This is a genomic window from Kitasatospora sp. NPDC048365, assembly GCF_043200835.1.
Taxonomy (GTDB): domain Bacteria; phylum Actinomycetota; class Actinomycetes; order Streptomycetales; family Streptomycetaceae; genus Kitasatospora; species Kitasatospora terrestris.
In genome coordinates, this window is sequence record NZ_JBICYJ010000003.1 from 60,175 (window position 1) to 78,051 (window position 17,877).

Below are 17,877 nucleotides of genomic sequence, written 5' to 3' on the forward strand. Positions count from 1 at the left end.
GCAGGAGTTGGGAGTTCTCAGCCGCCGGTGACCCGCCGGGCGGCAGTGAGTTCGGCGGGGAAGAAGGGGCCCGAGCGGCGCAGCACGACCTCCGGGGCGAGCTCGATCTCGTCGCCGGGGGCGAAGGGCTCCGCACGGTCGAACGGGAGCGCGCTCCACGGGACGGGGGCGCTTCCTGGGCGGGCCGGGTCCGCCCTGCGCAGCCGCGAGCCGTTGCGGCCGACCGAGCGGGCGGTGAGGACGCCCTCCGGGCTGGCGAGGACGAGGTGCGTGCGGCTGACCGCCTGGCTGCGGACCCCGGCGAGGCCGGACAGGTCGACATCGACCGCGTCGCCCCGGCCGAGAACCGTCTCGGCCCCCTGCTCGACAGTGAGCTGGAGTGCGCAGACACCGCCGACCAGCAGCTTCAGCAGGGTGGTCGGGGGGCGCGGGCCGGCCTCGACCAGCCAGAAATCGTGGATCTCGCAGACCGGCACCGAACCGGAGAGCCGGGGCAGCCGCGGGCGGGCGGTGTAGAGCGTGCAGCCGTCGTGGGGACAGCGCCAGCGGTGGCCGACCAGGTGGCCGAGGTGCGTGCTGGGAACGGGCGCGGCCTGCGCCGGGCCGGGGGCGGTGGGCGACGGGTTGGTGTGCGACACCAGGCGGACCGTGCCGTTCGGGCGGAGCGCCGGCTGCAGCAGGAGGTGGGAGGAGTACGTCAGCCAGGGGTGGTCGGCGTGGAACGCGACGAAGCGGTCGGAGCTGATCAGGGGGATGCCGAGGAGCTCGGTGAGTTCCACGAGGCGCTGGTCCGCGTGGCGGGACGGCTCGACCAGTCCGCGGGCCAGCCAGTCGCGGAAGGTCGCCGCCTCGGAGCCCAGCAGGGCCGGTGTGGAGGCGTCGAGGGCCGGGAACACCGCGATGGTGGGGTCGCCGGTGCGGGCGATCAGGGCCCGCAGCACCAGGAAGACGCGGGCGAGGGGGCCGGTGTGCCGGTCGCCCAAGCGCTTGTTGTGGACCACGTTCGACAGGTCGAGCAGGAAGTCCGCCGACTCCGCGGTGGCGGTGAAACAGCCCTCGACCAGGCGGAGTTGCTCGCTCCTGGAGGGCAGCCTCGAGGCGGCGGCGCGACCGGCCAGGTCGGCCAGCCGCGCCAGTGCGGTGGCGACGGCGGAGCGGTCCTCCAGTGTCTCGGCGGTGTTGTGGGCGTTCGCGTAGTACCGTTCGGCCTCACCGAAGTCGAGCCGGTCCAGCGCCCGGTCGCCGGCCTCGACGGCGCGGGTGAACGCGCCGTGGTCGACGCCCAGGTCGAGGAGGACCGCGTCGACGCCCAGGAGGCGGCGCCGACCGTTGCGGGTGCCGATCACCAGTCGGATGCCGACCGTGGCGAGCGGCCGGAGGAACTCGTCGACGATCCGTTCCCGCTCGTCCGGTGACGCCTCGTCGAGCGCGTCGATGATCACCACCGTCAGGCCGGGCAGGGCGGCGAGGGCGCCGAGCATCTCCGAGACGTCGTCGACCGACGGGACCAGGCGGCCCGCCAGGGCACGCCAGAGTCCTTCGGCGTCCGCCGCGGTGGCGCTGAGCAGGACGGTCCGCAGGGCGCCGGCGGCGAGGTGGAAGCGTTCGAGGACGGTGCTCTTCCCGCAGCCGGGCGGCCCGGTGACGATCCGTGGACGGCGATCGGACTCGACGGTGTCCAGCCACGCGGACAGCTGGTCGAGCACCCTGAACTGGGCGTCCGCGTACGCTGCGCTGGTGGCGGCCGAGGCGGGACGCGGCGGGGGGAAGAACGGCAGCGTGAGGGCCGGGGGTACCCAGAGCCGGTGCAGCACGACCCCGTCCCGGTCGGCCACGCTTCGGGTCAGCCGGTCGAGGAAGTCTCTGACTCTGACGGCCGGGAAGTCGGCCGCGGCGACCGGGAGTTCCGCGACGAGGGCCGCCGCGATGGAGGGAGGCGAGGGTTGCGAGGTCTCCGGGGCCCCGGTCGAAGGCCGATGGACGAGCATGGTCCTCGGGTGGACGCCGTGCGGGGCAGGGTTGTTGAGCGGGGCGTCGACGAAGTACACCACCCCGCCCGCGGCCTCGAACACCGGGTGCATGCGCTCGTGGGGCAGATCGGCGCCCGCGTAGGCGACGGGTGCCTGCCGGGCCAGGGACAGGACGGCGTCGGCCCGGGAGCCGTCGGCCACGTACACCGTCACCAGGTCGGTCGCGCGGAGGTCGGTCCGCTCTGTCCAGTCCTGCAACCAGCTGATCGGATCCTGCGCCGGTATGGCGTCGGTGAGGTAGCCGGCGCGGTTGAAGGACGCGCGGACGGCTTCGGCGGTTCCCTGGGCGTCGGCATCGGCGGCCGTGAGGAGGAAGTGGCGGCCCGTGGGGAGCGGGCGCGCGGGGGCGGTGCGGCGGCGTCGGCGGGGGGCGTAGGCCCAGGGGCGGGCGGTGCCGGGGAGGGGGAGCGGGCCGGAGGGGTCGGTGAGCGCCGCGGTGAAGCGGGGGCCGGCCGGGTGGGACTCCAGGTGGGCGGAGACCAGCGTGACCACCTGGTCCGCCTCGTCGCGGCGCAGGGTGGCGACCAGCCGCTCGCGAATGCCGGGAGCGAACTCGTAGGCCCGGGAGAGGGGTTCGGCCGGCTGCTGGTCGGCGGTGTGCAGGATGCCGCTGAAGACGATCTCGGCCAGGTCGGAGGGCGGGCTGTCGGGCAGCAGGACGGACTGCACCAGCCGCATCACGGCGAGGTTGAGCGGGGCGACGGCGAGGTACGCGGCGAGGCGGAACACCCGAGGCTGCGCCTGGGCGAGGAACTCCTCGAAGGTGACCGTGCGGTGCGGCGGCGCCGGGTCGGCGGGCGCGGGCGTGCCGGGCGCCAGCAGGACCGCCGCGGCGTCGAAGCCGGCGGGTGCGGCGACGGCCCGGGCCCAGGGCGCGAGCCAGTCGGGGGTGAGGCCGAGGACCGGGACCGGGACGGCGGCGGCGGAGCCGGGAGCCGGGGCGAAGGCGTACGGGGTGAAGTGCGGGTGGGAGCCGCCCGGCACGGTGCGGAAGCGTCCCGGTTCGGGGGCGAGCGCGGTCTGCGGCCACAGGCGTTCCGGCAGGGTCTGCAGCAGCGCGGTGGGTCCTGCGCAGGCCCAGCGGTGGAGGGCGGCGCGCAGGGCGGGGCCGCCCCAGGCGGGGTGGACGCCGTCGGTGAGGACCAGGGTGGCGGTGCGCCCGTCCGCGGGGCCGAGGGCGGCGGCCCGGCCCGGTGCGGAGCGTCCGCCGGTGGTGAGGACGGGGACGCCGTCGTGGTCGGTGAGGCGGTGGTGCCGGACGTCCCGGAACACCCCGGAGCGGGCGAGCACGGCGAGGAGTTCGCGGCTGAGCGGCTCCCAGAGCTCGGCGCTGTCGCCGTGGGCGTCGACGACCAGGTTGACGTCCAGTCGCCGCTCGGCGGCCGGGACGAGCACCGGCCACCAGCGGGGGTCGTGGGCGAGGCGCTCGGCGGTGGCGTCCTCGTCCAGCACGGAGCGGCTCGGCGAGGGCACCGGGCCCCTCAGCGGACGCAGGGCGCGGGCGAGCGCGCGGTGCCGGGGGAGGACGGCCGCGGTGCCGAGCCGGACGGGTGCGGCGCGGTGGGCGCCGGGGGCGGTCCCGGAGCCGGTGGGGAGGTAGAGGTGGGGCTGGTCGGGGCGCGGTGCCGGGTCGGGTGAGGAGGCCGGGCCGGGCTCGGCCGGCGCGGGGCCGGGCGGGTCGGGTGCGGCGGCCGGGGGCATCGCCGCTGTCGGCCCGTCGCCGTCCGGCGGGCGTGGCGGGATGCCGCCGACCAGGGAGCCGAGCCAGATCAGTTCGGCGACCTCGCGGGGTGTGGGCGCGGGGCCGTCGTCGGCGAGGGCGCGCAGCAGCCCGGCGAGCCGGTTGACAGCGTCCGGTGGGGCGCCCGGATCCGGCCGGTCGGGCGGATGCGACTGGTCCGGCGGATGCGGCGTCACATTGTGTCCGTGGCGGTCGTGTTGAGGTGCTGCATCACCAGCCGGACCAGGCGTTCGGGGTCGGGTACGCCGTCGCCGGTGGGCGGCGTGAGCAGGTAGACGGCGTTCAGGAGCTGGTCGGTGGCGAGTTCGCCGGTGGCGGCGCGGGAGAGGAACGCGTCGATAGCGGTCTCGGCGGCGGCGTCCGCGCCGGGCAGGTGGGCTTCGACGATGGCCCGCAGCCGGTCGCGGTCCTCGTGCGCGGAGGGCAGGTGGAGGCGGATGCAGCGGCGCAGGAAGGCCGGTGGGAACTCGCGTTCGCCGTTGCTGGTGAGGATGACGAACGGGAAGTGCCGGCACTGGACCGCGCCCCGGGTGACGGGGATGGCGGGCCCGCCGTCGAACGGGCGGACCGCGACCGTTGGCTGCTGATCGGCCGCGCGGGTGAGTTCGGGGATCTCGAACCCGCCCTCCTCGAACACGTCGAGCAGGTCGTTGGGCAGGTCGAGGTCGCTCTTGTCGATCTCGTCGATCAGCAGCACCCTGGGCAGGGAGTACGGTGCAAGGGCGGTGCCGAGCGGGCCGAGGCTGACGTAGCGCCCGAGGTCGGCCGGGGCGGCGGGTACGCCGGCGTCGAGCTGGTGACGGGCCAGCCCGGCATCCTCCAGCCGGCCGAGCGAGTCGTAGCGGTAGAGGCCGTCGCGGAGTGCGGTACGGCTGTTGATGGACCAGCGCAGCACCGGGCCGAGGCGCAGTTCGCGGGCGACGGCGTCGGCCAGGGTCGACTTGCCGACGCCGGGGTCGCCGGTGACCAGCAGCGGGCGGCGCAGGTAGAGCGCGGTGTTGACGGCGTCGACGGTGCGCTCGTCCGCCCGGTACGCGGCGCCGGAGGGCAGCCGGCGCCGGCCGCTGCCGGTGGCGTCCCGGTCGACCACGGCGACCGTGTCGTCCGCGCCGTCGTCGAAGCGGCGCCATGGCGGCGGGGCGGGCAGTTCCGAGATCCGGTCGTGGGGCTGGTCCGCGCCCCGGTAGATCCGCCAGTGGGTCATCGCTGTCGTCCTTCCTCCGCGCGGCCGCCGGCCGGGGTGAGCCTGGTGCGGGGGATCTGTCGGGCGGGGTCGTCCCAGAGCAGGACCACCCGTTCGCCCACGGGTTCGTCGGAAGTGCCGTGGAGTTCCGCCTCGTTGCGCAGCTGGCAGACCCGGTGGGGCACCGCGTCGCGGTGGGTGTCGGCGAGTGCGGCGCGCGCCTGGTGCAGGAACCGGCCGTCCGGGCAGTCGCTCAGGCCCGGTGCGCCGCAGCTGCGGCCGCAGTCCAGCGGGGCCGGCTCGGCGCCGCGCTGCCACAGCATCACGGGGACGCCGGAGGCCAGTGCTACCCGGTAGGCCTGGGCGACCGGACCGGAGCGGGGCGATCCGGCCAGGGCGAGCGCGGTCAACTCGGGGTTGGTGTTGAAGGCGGCGTCCAGCGTGGTCTGGCGCTGCAGGTCGCGGCCGCAGACGCAGACCAGCGCTTCGCCGACCGCCTGCCCCGCGAGCTTCCCCCACCGGCGCTGCCAGGCGTCGTAGAACCGGGGTTCCTCGTGCCGCTCCAGCGGACGGACCACCAACTGGTGCTTGCGGCCCAGCGTCCACCACTCCAGTCCGGGCCACGGCTGCCAGCCGGCGAAGTCCTCGTCGAGGGCTTCGCGGGGCAGGATCAGTTCGACCAGGGGATCGCGGTCGGTGGTGTCGAGCGCCTCCAACTGGGCGGGGAGCAGGGTGCGGAGCCACTGCAGGGCCTCCGGGAGCGGAACGGCCGGGGACTCGGGACCGGCCGGGACGATGTCCCCGGCCGCCCGGAACCGCCACACCATCACGTGGTACTGCTCGTGGTCGCGGACCGAGTGCCGGATCCGGCCGATCACCGACGGGCGGGGCGGCTGTTCGGCCGGGTCGGCGAGGCGGCCGCGGACCTGCTCGCCGAGCCCGAGCTGCCCGGCACGGAGCAGCAGTTCGTCGCGCAGCCGCAGGGTGCGCGGGTCGCTCGCGGGCAGGGTGCGCACCAGGTCGGCGCAGTAGGCCAGTTCGTGGGGGAGCTCGTCCTCGGCGGCCGGCTCGTGCGCGGCCAGTTCCAGGTACACGTCGCGGTGCGCGAGCAGCGGGTACCGCGGCGGGGGCGTGCCCGGAGCGGCGGCGGCCAGGAAGGCGCCGGTGTGGCCGGCGGGGCGCGCGGCGCGGTCGCCGTCCGGGGCGGGAACGCCGGGGGCGGTCAGCTCGGCGAGCAGGGCCAGGAAGCGGCGGTCGGCGGCGCGCAGCTCCCACTCGGTGTCGTCGTGCCGGTCGGCCAGCCGGTCCGCGAGCCCGCGCCAGCGGTGGTCGGTCAGGTGGAAGGTGTCGTGCGCGGCGAGGACCAGCCGGTACACCCGCGGATCCAGCAGCCTCAGGGCGGCCACCGGCACCGCGTGGCCGCCCTGAGGGGTGCCCGCCCGCCGGGTGGCGCCGACGACCGCGCACACGCCGCCGGAACGGTGGCTGAGCACCGGACCGCCGGAGTGCGCCGCGTCGATCCCGGCGCCGAGCAGTTCGAGCAACGGCCCGCCGGGGGGATCGGTGCGGCCGTCATGGCGAAACTCGGCGGTGCGACCGGCGGTGACCGGGTCGACCCGGCCGGCGACCGTCAACGTGGTTCCGGAGGACGGCAGTTCGGTGTCGAGCCAGACGCAGGGATGGTGCGGCGGCCGGGTGGTGAGCTCCAGGACGGCGAGGTCGGGGAACGGGTGGGCCTCGCCCGGCCGGGGCGGCGCGGCGGAGGCGGCGAGCAGCGAGGCCCGGTGGGCGACGCCGGCGTGCACGACGGTGAGCGGGCGGGCGGGGTCGGTCCCGGTGACGTGCGCGGAGGACAGGACGAACCCGGGCGCGACCAGGAAGCCGCTGCCGGTGGTCCGGCCCTCCACCGTGACCCGGCACTGCTCCAGCAGCCTGGCGAGCGCGGGCAGCGGATCGAGGGAGGGCGAGGAGCGGCCTCGGTGGGCGGCGCTCACGCGGTGGCGGTCCGGCCGTCCGGCCGTTCCCGCCGGAGCAGCTCCTGCTGCACGGTGCCCCCTCCTGCCGACGACTCGCTGGAGGCCATGGTAGGAGCCGGAACGCCGGCTCGTGGGTGAAACCGGGTGTCCCGTCCGGCCGTTGGGCCTACGGCCGGACGGTGGCCCGGTCTCAGGGGCGGAGCAGGACCGGCAGCTCCCGGTGGCCGTTGGAGATGAAGGACTCCAGCGGGCGCAGCTCGGCCGGCGGGACGGCCAGGGTGAGCCGGGGGAAACGGTCGAAGAGCGCGGCGAGCGCGATCCGGGCCTCCAGGCGGGCGAGTTCGGCGCCCAGGCAGTAGTGGGTGCCGTGGCCGAAGGAGAGGTGGTCGCGGCGGGTCTCGCGGTCGAGGTCGAAGCGGTCGGCGCTCTCGCCGTGCAGGCCGGGATCGCGGCCGGCCGCAGCGAAGTTGACGACCAGCATCTCGCCGCGCGGAAAGGTGATGCCGGTCTCCTCGTCGTGCAGGTCCTCGACGGCGAAGCGCGGGATGATGCTGGCGACCGGCGCCTGGTGGCGCAGGGTCTCCTCGATCGCGTCCACCCAGCGGGCCGGGTCCTTGCGGACCGCCTCCAACTGCTCCGGGTGCGCGGTCAGGTTGACCACGGCGTGGTCGAGCAGGTTGACGGTGGTCTCGTGGCCCGCGCCGATCAGCAGCAGGATGGAGTCCAGCAGCTCCTGCTCGGACAGGCCGGTGCCGGTCTCGTCGTCGTGCGCCTGGATGAGCGCGCTGGTGACGTCCTCGCCGGGCTCCTGCCGCTTGGTCTCGACCAGGCGGGCCAGCAGCGCGTACACCGCCTGCGCGTTGAGCACGGCCTGCTCGGCGCCGGCGTCGGTGTCGAACAGGCTGCCGACGGTGTTGCGGAACGCGTCGTGCAGGTCTTCCGGCACGCCGAGCAGGGTGTTGACCACCATCAGCGGCAGCACCCAGGTGAAGCGGGCGTGCAGGTCGACGGGCGTCCCGGCCGGCTCCTCGGCGAGCCGGTCGACCAGCTCGGCGGTGATCCGCTCGATCGCCGGGGCGAGCGCGCGGACCCGGCGGGCGGTGAAGGCCGGGCCGATCAGCCGGCGCAGCCGGGTGTGCTCGCTGCCGTACGCGGTCAGCGCGTTGCGGACGTCCACCCAGATCCGCAGCGGCCAGTCCTCGGCTATCTCCCCGTCGACGTACGCCGGCCAGTGCTGGTGGGCGTCCTTGGACACCCGCGGATCGGTCAGCAGCCGTTTGATCAGGCCCGGGTCCGTCACTGACCACGCCCGCAGGCCGCCGGGCAGCTCGACCGGCGTCGCCGGGCCGAGCGCACGCAGCGCGGCGCCCTCGCCCTGCACGTCCGCACCGGCCGGGTCGATCCGGAACGGGCAGCGCTGAGTGTCCATCAAGAGGCCTTCCTGGGAGGTGAATCGGGCCTCGGGAGGTCGGCCCGCCTGGATCGGACTGTACCCGTACGGTCGGAGCGGCGGGCGCGGAATTCCGAACACGCCTGCGATTCCCGGCCTGTGGGCGGGGGTCGGCCCGGCGGGGGATAGTCGGTCAGGCCGGGCGGACGGTGCGTGGGCCGGTGACCTCGGCGCCCAGGGCGGTGACGCGGGAGCGGAGTTCGCGGTCGGCGGTGACCACCAGGCAGGCGCGGCCGGGCGCCTCGGCCAGCGCCCCGGCGACCAGCTCGACGATCCGGTCGTCGCCCGAGCCGCTCGCTGCCACCACCCGTACGGCGGGCACCGGTTCCACCGCCCTGGCGGCGCCCTCCACCACCAGGACCACCTCCAGCGGCCCGGCCCACGGCCCGCCGGGCAGCCCGTCGGCGGCCACCGGGACCAGCGCGTCGCGCAGCCGCTCCGCCGCGCCCCGGCGGTCGCGCCACCAGCCGTCCGGCACCGAGCCCACCACGTTGGCGGCGTCCACGACCAGCAGGGGGAGGGGCGGCTGCACGTCCGTGTCCATGGGCCCAAGCCTGTCACGCCCGGTGCGGGGGAGTGCTCCGGCGGCGCTCCAGGGGATCTGCAGATCGGTTCGAGGGCGACCGGGAACAGTGGGACCGCGCACGTGCGAAGGAACCGTTCGTCCATCCCTACCGAGCCCCAGGAGGCACCATGCCCACCGCGACCCTCCCCGTCGACGTCGACGCGGCCCAGCTCGACGAGCTCTTCGACCTCGACGTGCGCATCGAGGTGACGGAGACCGGCGCCGAGGCCGGCTTCACCAGCTTCGGTTGCAGCCTGACCTGCAGCTCCTGCGTGCCGAGCACCTGCTACTGCTGACCCGCCGCCGTCGCTCGTCGACGGTCCGTCGCGGGTGCTGAAGCCCGCCGCACCGGGCCCGGCGGTCCCGTCCGACCGCCGGGCCCCGGGCCCCGCGCCCGCAGGCCGCTCCGTCCGCCCACCGTTCCGACCCCGGGGGACCGACCCGATGCCGTCACCGCACGCCGCACCGCATCCGCCGCTCTTCCGCCCCGCACCGGTCGCCCTGCTCCGGGCCCCCGCGCGCGGCCGCGACCGCCGCCCCGGCTGGGCGCGGCCCGCCGCCGGTGCCGCCACCGACCCGTGGGCCGGACTGAGCCCCGCCGCCTGCCGGGACCTGCTGCGCGGCGCGGCGGCCGACGGCCCGTTCATGGACGCGCTGCGGGTGGCCAGCCCCTCGCTCGCCCGGCTGGTCGACGCCGCCACCCGCCCCGCCGGACTCGCCACCCGGACCGACGCCCAACTGCGCCGCGCCGTCGTCTCGGTGCTCCGCTACGAGCTGCGGCTGCGCTCGCGCAGCACCCCGTTCGGGCGCTTCGCGGGCGTCGCGCCGGTGCGCTTCGGGGACGGCGGCACCCCCGTCAAACTGGCCTGGGACGCCCCGGACTCCACCCGCACCCGGGCCGACCTCGACTGGCTGTTCCGGGTCATCCAGCAGTTGGAGCGGGACCCCGAACTGCTGCCCCACCTCACCCTGCACGCGCACGCCGGGATCCTCACCCGCGGCGGCCGGCTGGTGATGGCCGCGCCGTCCAACCCGGGCGCGGGCGCCGGCGACGCCGCACGCAGCGAGGTGTCCGTGCGGCTCACGCCCGCCGTCGCGGCGGCCCTCGAACTCTGCGCCGACGGCGCGGAGTTCGGGTCGGTCGTCGGGGAGCTGGAGCGGCGGTTCCCGCAGGCTCCGGCTGGGGCGTTCGCGGGGATGCTGAGCACGCTGGTGGGCCAGGAGTTCCTGATCACCGGCCTGCGTCCGGTGCTCGACGGCGGCGACCCGCTCGGCCGGGTGGTGGACGTGCTGGCGGCCGCCGAGCACGCCGCCGGCACCCGGCTGCCGATGCTCGCCGCGCTGCGCTCGGTCGCCGCCGACCGCGACCGGTACGACGCCGCCCGCCCGGCCGGGCGGACCGCCGCCCTCGCCGCACTGGAGGACGGCATGCGCAGGCTCGCCGACTCCGACCGGCTGGTCCACGTCGACCTCGCGCTCGGCGCGGAACTGCACCTGCCGTCCGCTGTCGCCGAGGAGGCGGCCCGGGCCCTCGGCGCGCTGTGGCGGCTCTCGCCGCCCGGCCCCGGGATGCCGACCCTGCGCGGCTACCACCGTGACTTCCTGGAGCGGTACGGCACCGACCGGGTCGTCCCGCTGCTCGAACTCCTCGACGAGACCGTCGGCCTGGGCGCCCCCGCCGGGTACCGGTGGCCGCAGTCCACCCGGAGCGAGGACCCACCGCGGCCCGCCGATCGCCAACGCGACCTGCTGCTCGGCCGGTTGGCGGCGGAGGCGGTCCGGGACGGCCGCCGGGAGGTCCTGCTCGACGACGCGCTGGTGGACCGCCTCGCCCCGGCCGGCGCGGACCGGGCCCGGCCGCCGCACTCCTGCGAACTGTTCTGCACCCTGGTCGCCGCCGATGAACAGGCCCTGGCAGAGGGGGAGTTCCTGCTGGTCGGCGGCAACGGTCCCGGGCCGGCCGAGGCGGGCGCGACGTTCGGACGCTTCGCGGGCCTGGCGGGCGGGGTGCACGAGGAACTCGCCGCGCTGCTCCACCCGCCGGGCACGGAGGCCGGGCAGGGCGCCGGGGACGGGCCGCTGGAGCTGGCCGTCGCGTACCAGCCGCGCACCACGCGCGCGCTCAACATCGCCAACAGCCCGCGGACGGTGGCGCACCAGGTGGCGATCGGACTGCCGCCCGACCCCGAGGCCACCACGGTGCCACTGGACCGGATCGGCGTCGCCGCCACCACCGAGTACCTGTACGCCGTCCACATGCCGTCCGGACGGCGCCTGCGCCCGCACGCCCACCACGCCCTCGACCTCCACGGCCAGGCCCCCAACGCCGCCCGCCTGCTGCTCGAACTCGGCCGCGACGCCCACCGCAGCTACGCCGCCTTCGACTGGGGCGCCGCCGCCGGCGCACCCTACCTGCCGCGCGTCCGGTACGGTCGCACCGTCCTCGCCCCCGCACGCTGGCGGCTCGACGAGCTCGCCGACCACGCCACCCTCCCCCCGGACCGGTGGCACGACGCCGTCGCCGACTGGCGCCTCCGCTGGCGCGTACCCCGGCAGGTCGTCCTCACCAGGATGGACCAGCGACTTCCCGTCGACCTCGCCGAACCCTGGCACCGCGAACTCCTGCGCGACGCCCTCACCAAGGACCCCGACCTCATCGCCGTCGAACTTCCCGGCGGCGAGGACCGGCCGGACGGCTGGCTCCTCGACCGCCACGGCCACCCGCACACCGCCGAACTCGCCCTCGCCTTCACCGCCGCCCGCGACGAACCGCCCGCGCGGGCCTTCGAGCGGCCCTTCGACCGGGCCACCGAACGGGCCGCCGAGCGGACCGCCGACCGGGCCTGCGGCGACCACGCCGGCACCCGCACCGGCACCCGCGCCGCCGAACCCGGCGGCGACTGGCTCTACGCCAAGCTCTACCTCGCCGGACGCCAGACCGAGGCCTTCCTCACCGAACGCCTCACCCCCTACCTCGCCGCACTCCCCGACGACGTGCGCCAGGTGATCGACCGCTGGTTCTACATCCGCTACCGCGACCCCGACGACCACGTCCGCCTGCGCTTCCACGGACCCGCCGAACGCCTCTGGGGCGACCTGCTGCCCCGACTCCGCACCGCCGTCTGCGGCTGGACCGCGGAAGGCCTCGTCGGACGCGTCGTCCTCGACAGCTACGAGCCCGAATGGGAACGCTACGGCGGCCCCGAGGCCCAACCCGCCGCCGAACGGTTCTTCGCCGCCGACAGCCGCACCGCCCTCACCCTGCTCCGCGTCGCCCGCGGCACACCCGTCACCATCGACGGCATCACCTGGGACCGGGAGACACTCACCGCCCTGTCCCTCGCCTCGATCGCCCACGCGGCCGGCATGCCACCCGGCGACACCCCCCGGTACTGCGAGCCCGCCGCCGCCTGGCTCGCCGACAGCGCCGCGGCCGGCGCCGACCTGCCCGACGGATTCCGCGCCCGGCGCGCCCACTGGCTGCGCCTCGTCGACCCCGCCGGCGGCTGGCCCGCCCTCGACCTCCACCCCGCCGGGGCGGCCGTCCGCGCCGCACTCCAGGACCAGGCCGCCCACCTGCACGCCTACCGGCAGGAACTCGACGCCCTCGCCGCCCGCAACGCCGACTGGTCACCCCTGCCCCGGGTCGTCGCCGGACTCCTGCACATGTCCTCCAACCGCCTGCTCGGCCCCGACCACGAAGCCGAACGCCGCGCCCTCGCCCTCGCCCGCGCCTGCGTCCTCGGCAACGCCGACCGCCGCCGCCACCAGCCCTGACCACCCACCCGGGAGACCCGCCCATGCGTACCCAGCCGCCTGCGACCACGGACACCCCGCCCCCGCCCGAGCCGGGCACCGCACGACCGTCGGCCGCGCCGAGCGGCAGCCCGGATCGTCCGGCGGGTGGGGCGCCTGCGGCGGATCCGGCGGGTGGTCGGCCGGCCGGGGCTGCGGCGCGAGCAGGCGCCGGCTCGGACGCGGTGGCGGGACCGGACGCCTCCCGGCGAACCGGGGCGGCGCCGAGCGGCGGTGCCGGCCGTCCGGCGGGTGCTCGCGGGGAGGACTCGGTGACTGCGGACGGGGCGGTCGGTGACGTCGTCGGGCGGGTGGCGGCGGCTCTGGCCCGTGGGGTGGTGGGCGGGTCGGCGGTGGCGTTGGAGGGGGCGGCCGGGGCGGCGCTGTTCCTGGGGGAGCTGGCCCGGCGGGACGCCCGGTGGCGGGCGGCGGCGCACACGCAGGTGGTCGCCGCCGCGAACGCGCTGGCGGGCACCGGCTCCGCCGGGCTGCAGTACGGTCCGGCGGCGGTGCTCGCCGCCGTCCAGGTCGCGGCCCGTCCGGGCGGCCACTACCCGCGGCTGCTGCACACCCTGACCTCGCACGTCGCGGGCGAGCAGCAGCAGCGCCTCGCCGCGGACCCGCCCGGCCCGGGTGTGGGCTGGTCCACGTACGACGCGATCAGCGGTGCCGCGGGTACCGGGCGGCTGCTGCTCGCCGCGGTCACGGAGGGCGACGCGCAGGAGCGGGCCGCCGCCGAGCCGGCGCTCCGCGACACGCTCCGCCACCTGGTCGCGGTGGCCCGGCCGGTGACGGTCGACGGCCGCCGGCTGCCCGGCTGGTGGGTGCCCGCGCACCGGCAGCCGACCGACGCCGACCGCCGCCACTTCCCGCGCGGGGACGTGAACCTGGGTCTGGCCCACGGCATCGCCGGCCCGCTGGCGCTGCTCGCCCGCAGCGCCGAGCTGGGGGTCACCGTCGACGGCCAGCCGGAGGCGATGCACCGGATCGGTGACTGGCTGGCCGACCGGGCCGACCACGACGCGTACGGCCCGTACTGGGAGCCACGCCTCCCGTACGACGACGAGCTGGCCCGGGCCCGCGGCGAACGCACCCCGCCGTCCGGGTTCGCGGCCGCGGAGTCCGGTGGCGCTTGGTGCTACGGCGCGGCCGGTGTCGCCACCGCGCTGCTGCGGGCCGCGCTGGTGACCGGTACGGGCGCCTGGCACCGGCTGGCGGTGGCGGGCGCGCACGCCCTGCTCGCCCGGCCGCACACGCTCGCGCACCTGAAGGGGCCGTCGCTCTGCCACGGCGAGGCGGGCCTGGTGCAGTGCCTGTGGCGGGCCGGCCGGCTCGCCGGGGACGCGGAGCTGACCGGTCACGCCCTCGCGCTGGCCTCGCGGCTCGCCGGGCAGTGGGACGCCGACGCCCCGTACGGCTTCCGTCACCACGCCCCCGCGGACCGCGCGCTCGGCTGGGACCGCGCCCAGCCGCTGGTCGGCGAGGACAACCCGGGCATCCTGGAGGGCGCGGCGGGGGTCGGGGCCGTGCTGCTCACCGCGCTCCCGCACCCGGACGACCCGGACCCGGTCTGGGACCGCGTCCTGCTCCTCTCCTGACCCCACTCCCAGGTCCCCTTCCCGCTCCCACGTCCCTTTCCCGCTCCCGCTCCGGAGGACCGCTCGCCATGACGACCGAACCGGCTGCCGCAGGCCCGCGGCCCCCGCTGGAACTGCCGCGCGGACAGGTGCTGCTGGTCGGTACCGGCGCGTTCGCGGTGGTGAACCTGCCGACCTGGGCGATGTGGCTGCGGGGCAGTTGCGGGTGGTCGGTGCGGGCGTGCCTGACGGCGTCCGCCGAGACGCTGGTGTCCCGCCGCGCGGTCGCGGTGGCGACGGGCGCGCCGGTCAGCGGGCCGGGCTGGGACACCGAGCAGGGCACCATTGCGCACCAGGAGCTCGCCGCCTGGGCGGACCTGGTCCTGGTGCTGCCCGCCACCACGAACTTCGTCGGCAAGCTGGCCAACGGCATCGCCGACGACCTGGCGCTGACGACCGTCCTGAACACGGAGGCGCCCGTGGTGGTGGGCCCGGCGATCCCGGCGACCGCGCTGCGCCGGCCGGCGGTGCGGCGGAACCTGCGCACGCTGGCCGAGGACGGCTACCACCTCGTTCCGCGCAGCCGGGGCCACTCGCTGCACGAGGGCCGCACCACCGACGGCTGGGCCAGTGACCTGCCCGCCGCCCTGGCGTGCGCGGCGAAGGCGCTGGGAGCGACGGCGGAGGCGGAAGCGGAAGCGGCGGGGTAGCGGCCCGTTGCCCGTGATGATCCGCTGCCCGTGATCCGTTCGGGTGGGCGGCTGTGGCACGATGGCGGCGGTTTCCGTACGACGTCTGGAGCATCCGTGGCACCCGAGCTGACCTTCCGCACCGCCGAGCAGACGGACGTCCCGGCGCTGGTGGCGCTGGTGGAGTCCGCGTACCGGGGCGACGCCAGCCGGGACGGCTGGACGACCGAGGCGGACCTGCTGGACGGGCAGCGCACCGACGCGGCCGGCGTCGCGGAGGTGATCGGCAAGCCGGACTCGGTGGTGCTGGTCGCCGAGCAGGACGGCGAGCTGCTGGCCTGCTGCCACCTCGAACGGCGGGGCGACAGCGCGTACTTCGGGATGTTCTCGGTCCGCCCGGTGCGCCAGGGCGGTGGTCTCGGCCGGGTGGTGCTGGAGCGTGCCGAGCGGCTGGCCCGCGAGGAGTGGGGTGTCGCGGAGCTGGAGATGACGGTGATCGAGCAGCGGGCCGACCTGATCGCCTGGTACGAGCGGCGCGGCTTCAGCCGGACCGGCGAGTTCTCGCCCTTCCCGTACGGCGACGAGCGCTTCGGCATCCCGCTCCGGGCGGACCTGCGCTTCGAGCGTCTCGCCAAGGCTCTCTGAGCCCTGCCCCGCCCCAGCCCGCCCGTTCCCGGAGGCCCCGCCCTGTCCGCGCAGTCGCCCGCATCTCAGTCCGCATCCCGGCCCGCACCGCAGTCCTCGCCGCCGTCCCCGCCGCCGTCCGTGCACGTCCGCGCGGTGATCACCTGGCTGGCGATCTTCCCGCTGGTCGCGATCGGGATGACCGCCATCGCCCCGGTGTCCGCCGACTGGCCGCCGGTGCTGCGGGCGTTCGTGCTGACGCTGGTCGTGGTTCCGCTCGCCGTGTACCTGGTCGTCCCCGCCCTGCTGAAGGGGTACGCCCGGCTGGCGGGCCGCCGCAGGTAGCAGCGGGTGCGACTCCGCCGATCGACCCCCGCCGATCGGCCGTTCCGCCCGCCCGGACCGGTTTGCGATCATGAAGGTGTCACCGCGAACGGGGAGTCGCGGTGCGCGCGCCTGCCCACCGTTCGTGGGCGCGCCTTCCACCACCTTCGCAACCCGGGGGGTTCCCGCATGCCTGAAACCGGCATCACCACCACCGAACTGACGCGCCGTCGGATGCTCCAGGGCTCCGGCGTCGCCCTCGCCACCGCCGCCGGCCTGGCCGTCGTGGGCCGTACCGGCCCCGAGGCCCAGGCCGCACCGGCCGCAGGTCACCAGCACCCCGTCGAGGGCTTCGACGAGGTCTACCGGGGCCGCCGCATCCAGGGCCGGCCGTCCGCCGAGCACCAACACCACGGCGGCTGGACCGTCCTGATCGACGGTCAGGAACTGCACGCGATGCAGAACGCCGACGGCAGCTGGATCAGCGTCGTCAACCATTACCAGACGTACGGCACTCCGCGGGCGCTCGCCCGTGCCGCCGTGCTCGACCTCCAGGGCGCCGCGCTGCTCCCGATCGGCTGACGCCGAACCGCCGTCAGCCGTACGGCACCACCCGCAGCAGCAGACCGACCCCCGAGGAGCCACGCATGGCCACCGTCCGCAAGAACCAGTCCACCTTGACGCCCAAGGAGAAGCGCGACTTCGTCGCCGCCGTCCTGGAGCTCAAGCGCCAGGGCAAGTACGACACGTACGTCTCCACCCACAACCGCTTCATCGTCGGCGACACCGACAACGGCGAGCGGACCGGGCACCGCTCGCCGTCCTTCCTGCCCTGGCACCGCCGCTTCCTGCTCGACTTCGAGCGGGACCTGCAGAGTGTCAACCCCGAGGTCTCCCTCCCGTACTGGGACTGGACCGCGGACCGCACCGCCGACGCCGGCCTGTGGGGGCCGGACCTGCTCGGCGGCAACGGCCGGTCGAGTGACGGACGGGTCACCACCGGGCCGTTCGCCGCCTCCGGCGGGCGCTGGACGCTCGGTGTCCGCCCGGACACCCGCGACTACCTGCGCCGCTCGCTCGGCACTGCCGTCGCCCAACTGCCCACCCGGGCCGAGGTGGAGACGGTGCTCGCGATCGAGACGTACGACGCGCCGCCGTGGAACAGCGCCTCCGAGGGCTTCCGCAACCGGCTGGAGGGGTGGCGCGGCGCCAACCTGCACAACCGGGTGCACGTCTGGGTGGGCGGCCTGATGTCCACCGGCATGTCGCCCAACGACCCGGTGTTCTGGCTGCACCACTGCTTCATCGACAAGCTGTGGGCCGAGTGGCAGCGCCGCCATCCGGACCGGGGCTACCTGCCGACCGCCGCCACCCGCAACGTGGTCGCGCTGACCGGCACGATGAAGCCGTGGAACGACACCACCCCGGCCGACATGCTCGACCACACCCGGCACTACACCTACGACAGCGGCTTCTGAGCCGCCTGCGCGGCCTGTCCCTCCGGACCGGCACCGCCGGCCAGCCACTCCACGTACCGGCCCGACTCCCGGGTCAGGCCGGACAGGAACCAGAGCAGGACGGCGGTGTCGTCGGTCCAGCCGAGCACCGGGATGACGTCCGGGACCGCGTCCAGCGGGCTCACCAGGTACACGCCGACCAGCAGCGCCAGCACCAGCAGCTTCCCGCGGCCCACGCCCGGGTAGCTGCCGCGCAGCACGTCCCGCACCAGGCGGGGCAGCGCGGCCAGCCGCGACCCCATCCCGGGCGCGCCCGGCCGCTTGGTCTCCATGTACAGCCCCCACGCGGAGCGGCTGACGGCATCCCCGTCGAGTCCGCGCGCGCGGCGCCCGGAAGCGGGGCGGGACGGAACGGACTTGCTCACGGAGGCCTCCAGGTCGGGTACGGTGCGGCCTCCACGGTACG

General features: G+C 76.1%; 14 protein-coding genes. 8 read left to right on the forward strand and 6 right to left on the reverse strand.

Features of this window, described 5'->3' with window-relative positions:
• Positions 1–17 precede the first annotated feature (17 nt).
• The 5 genes from ACGFX4_RS03555 to ACGFX4_RS03575 all read right to left on the reverse strand — a co-directional run bounded on the left by ACGFX4_RS03555 (position 18) and on the right by ACGFX4_RS03575 (position 8,924).
• A complete protein-coding gene (locus ACGFX4_RS03555) occupies positions 18–3,947 on the reverse strand; it encodes an SAV_2336 N-terminal domain-related protein (RefSeq protein ID WP_393069882.1) in 3,930 nt (1,309 codons plus the stop codon).
• Positions 3,944–4,975, reverse strand: a complete 1,032-nt coding sequence (locus tag ACGFX4_RS03560; RefSeq protein WP_393069884.1) for an AAA family ATPase — start codon at positions 4,973–4,975, stop codon at positions 3,944–3,946. The genes ACGFX4_RS03555 and ACGFX4_RS03560 overlap by 4 nt, the downstream gene beginning before the upstream one ends.
• Positions 4,972–6,948: a hypothetical protein gene (locus tag ACGFX4_RS03565; protein WP_393069885.1), complete on the reverse strand. Its 1,977-nt coding sequence runs from the start codon at positions 6,946–6,948 to the stop codon at positions 4,972–4,974. Before ACGFX4_RS03565 ends, ACGFX4_RS03560 begins: the two co-directional genes overlap by 4 nt.
• Before the next feature lie 172 nt (positions 6,949–7,120).
• The gene (locus ACGFX4_RS03570; RefSeq protein ID WP_393069887.1) at positions 7,121–8,359 is read right to left on the reverse strand and encodes a cytochrome P450; all 1,239 of its coding nucleotides are present in this window, start codon (positions 8,357–8,359) and stop codon (positions 7,121–7,123) included.
• Between the two features lie 154 nt (positions 8,360–8,513).
• Positions 8,514–8,924 carry an NTP pyrophosphohydrolase gene (locus ACGFX4_RS03575; protein ID WP_393069889.1) on the reverse strand — a complete coding sequence of 137 codons (411 nt, stop codon included), beginning with the start codon at positions 8,922–8,924 and terminating at the stop codon, positions 8,514–8,516.
• 149 nt (positions 8,925–9,073) lie between these two features.
• Here ACGFX4_RS03575 and ACGFX4_RS03580 point away from each other — a divergent pair, with 149 nt between their 5' ends.
• From ACGFX4_RS03580 to ACGFX4_RS03615, 8 genes are all read left to right on the forward strand, one after another.
• On the forward strand, positions 9,074–9,241 hold the full coding sequence (locus ACGFX4_RS03580) for a hypothetical protein (RefSeq protein ID WP_345700858.1): 168 nt from the start codon (positions 9,074–9,076) through the stop codon (positions 9,239–9,241).
• 148 nt (positions 9,242–9,389) lie between these two features.
• Positions 9,390–12,722 (forward strand): lantibiotic dehydratase, encoded by a 3,333-nt coding sequence (locus ACGFX4_RS03585; protein WP_393069891.1) that lies wholly within the window; start codon positions 9,390–9,392, stop codon positions 12,720–12,722.
• Between the two features lie 290 nt (positions 12,723–13,012).
• On the forward strand, positions 13,013–14,338 hold the full coding sequence (locus tag ACGFX4_RS03590; protein WP_393069893.1) for a lanthionine synthetase C family protein: 1,326 nt from the start codon (positions 13,013–13,015) through the stop codon (positions 14,336–14,338).
• Positions 14,339–14,406: 68 nt separating this feature from the next.
• On the forward strand, positions 14,407–15,027 hold the full coding sequence (locus ACGFX4_RS03595; protein ID WP_393069895.1) for a flavoprotein: 621 nt from the start codon (positions 14,407–14,409) through the stop codon (positions 15,025–15,027).
• 96 nt (positions 15,028–15,123) lie between these two features.
• The gene (locus ACGFX4_RS03600) at positions 15,124–15,651 is read left to right on the forward strand and encodes a GNAT family N-acetyltransferase (RefSeq protein ID WP_393069897.1); all 528 of its coding nucleotides are present in this window, start codon (positions 15,124–15,126) and stop codon (positions 15,649–15,651) included.
• A gap of 135 nt (positions 15,652–15,786) precedes the next feature.
• Positions 15,787–15,975, forward strand: a complete 189-nt coding sequence (locus tag ACGFX4_RS03605) for a hypothetical protein (RefSeq protein ID WP_393069899.1) — start codon at positions 15,787–15,789, stop codon at positions 15,973–15,975.
• Positions 15,976–16,143: 168 nt separating this feature from the next.
• The gene (locus ACGFX4_RS03610; protein ID WP_393069901.1) at positions 16,144–16,536 is read left to right on the forward strand and encodes a tyrosinase cofactor; all 393 of its coding nucleotides are present in this window, start codon (positions 16,144–16,146) and stop codon (positions 16,534–16,536) included.
• Positions 16,537–16,601: 65 nt separating this feature from the next.
• Positions 16,602–17,432, forward strand: coding sequence for a tyrosinase family protein (locus tag ACGFX4_RS03615; RefSeq protein WP_393069903.1), 831 nt, complete (start codon positions 16,602–16,604; stop codon positions 17,430–17,432).
• On the opposite strand, the gene ACGFX4_RS03620 is transcribed toward ACGFX4_RS03615, so the two are convergent.
• A complete protein-coding gene (locus tag ACGFX4_RS03620) occupies positions 17,414–17,836 on the reverse strand; it encodes a YkvA family protein (RefSeq protein ID WP_393069904.1) in 423 nt (140 codons plus the stop codon). The genes ACGFX4_RS03615 and ACGFX4_RS03620 overlap by 19 nt on opposite strands.
• Positions 17,837–17,877 lie beyond the last annotated feature (41 nt).